Here is a 1,395-nt window from a genome sequence, read left to right as displayed (position 1 = left end):
ACTCTGGAGGATACCGCCTACGGAGCCTTCCGGCGACTAAATAGCGTAGTTTGAAAGCTTTATCTAGGGTTTGTCGCCGGACGTTTATTCTCTGAATTTTCTTTGTGTTATTCCAAAGCCTCCTACGGCGGAGAATTCCAGAAGATGTTTTTGCCACCCGCAGCCTGCCCTGCCTGTACTCAAGGATTTATTGGGCATACATCTTGTAGCGGTAATTAGCACATCACAGTCTGGAGTTTTGCCAAACACAAGAAACAATAATAAAGCATAGAGTCTTATCAAAGCAAAAAACGCAATAAATACTGTAGTTCTCCCTTTGGCAAAACTCCCAAGCAATCCGGCAACGCCGGATTGCAATTTATTGGGCTATGCGGTTACAAGATCGGCGTGTTCTATGGTTACAGGTTCATGTACGTTATTGTTCTTTGAGGTTTCTGGTGTAAGGCATAATTCGTCATATTCACGCATTCTGGCTTCGGAAATAGCGCCAATATGGAATTTTTCAGTTGCGCTCTCGTGAATTGTTTCAAGAATGTCGCTTTTGTACTTCATACTAATCCCCCTCTGTAATTTCAATCAAAGTTCCACGGTCTAACCATGCTCTTATTTCAGCGTCAGTCAATTCAAAATCTTCTTTTGCGTCCGCTTGTTCTGCCTCAAGTTGATCGACAATCTCCAGTAATTCACGGTCTGTAATGCCTTCCTTGTTTGCAAAACGGCTGAATCTTGTATATTTGAACGCTCTCACTTTTATATAATAGCGATAAAGCAGATGGATTTCAAGGGATTTTTCGGCATTGTCCCCCCAACACCCCCGTGCCTTTTTACCGCTTGCCTTTTCGCTCCAAAAGCCGTATATTTGAAGCATTGATAACGTAGTGGGAAGTTTAACCGCTATAAATAAAACGCTCGAAAAGCTGAATGATATTATGAGGCAAGTGGCGGATTATATGCCCAGACCTGTAAACAAATTTACCAGAATAATGGAAACAATCGTTCTTATTACAAGTGCTTTAGGTTTTATCGTTATCGCTGATGTTATAATAAAGTGGATTTTAGGAGGATAACTATGTCTTTATTACTGCAATTTATATGCGGAATTCTTATTATGGGACTAAGCCTTACCGTTTATTTCATGCTTCGCTACATGAGGAAACATCCGCCCAGAACTGACAACGGCACTCAAAAGGCATAAATACCCCTTGTATTTTCCCCCAAAATTCCCCTTGCAAACCTAAAGAGATTTCTATAAAATAACAGCATGGCTAATAAGAACATACAAACAGCCCAAACTCCAAGCTTAAAATTGCCTTCGGCAATTTTAAGCAATGTTCGCAACACGCAACACGCAACACGCAACACGCAACACGCAACACGCAACACGCAACACGCAAC

Annotated in this window: 4 protein-coding genes; 2 read left to right on the top strand and 2 right to left on the bottom strand. The window is 41.5% G+C overall.

The features are described 5' to 3' along the window. Nucleotides 1-366 precede the first annotated feature (366 nt). Both ACYVRH_RS12685 and ACYVRH_RS12680 read right to left on the bottom strand, forming a co-directional pair. Nucleotides 367-552: an XRE family transcriptional regulator gene (locus ACYVRH_RS12685; RefSeq protein WP_461257265.1), complete on the bottom strand. Its 186-nt coding sequence runs from the start codon at nt 550-552 to the stop codon at nt 367-369. Nucleotide 553: 1 nt separating this feature from the next. Further along, on the bottom strand, nt 554-868 hold the full coding sequence (locus tag ACYVRH_RS12680; RefSeq protein ID WP_461257264.1) for a hypothetical protein: 315 nt from the start codon (nt 866-868) through the stop codon (nt 554-556). Nucleotides 869-878: 10 nt separating this feature from the next. On the opposite strand from ACYVRH_RS12680, the gene ACYVRH_RS12675 reads away from it, so the two are divergent. Together ACYVRH_RS12675 and ACYVRH_RS12670 are read left to right on the top strand one after the other, a co-directional pair. Continuing rightward, a complete protein-coding gene (locus ACYVRH_RS12675) occupies nt 879-1,067 on the top strand; it encodes a hypothetical protein (protein WP_461257263.1) in 189 nt (62 codons plus the stop codon). 2 nt (nt 1,068-1,069) lie between these two features. Beyond that, nucleotides 1,070-1,195, top strand: coding sequence for a hypothetical protein (locus ACYVRH_RS12670; protein WP_461257262.1), 126 nt, complete (start codon nt 1,070-1,072; stop codon nt 1,193-1,195). Nucleotides 1,196-1,395: the final 200 nt, after the last annotated feature.

This window comes from Treponema sp. R80B11-R83G3 (assembly GCF_054786115.1).
The sequence above is the reverse complement of the archived record's forward strand: the minus strand, read 5'-3'. Positions and strand labels throughout refer to the sequence as shown.

Excerpts from the sequence above, each read along its gene's own strand:
- ACYVRH_RS12670 (WP_461257262.1), top strand. The coding sequence starts at position 1,070 with ATGTCTTTATTACTGCAATTTATATGCGGAATTCTTATTATGGGACTA.
- ACYVRH_RS12685 (WP_461257265.1), bottom strand. The coding sequence starts at position 552 with ATGAAGTACAAAAGCGACATTCTTGAAACAATTCACGAGAGCGCAACT.
- ACYVRH_RS12680 (WP_461257264.1), bottom strand. The coding sequence starts at position 868 with ATGCTTCAAATATACGGCTTTTGGAGCGAAAAGGCAAGCGGTAAAAAG.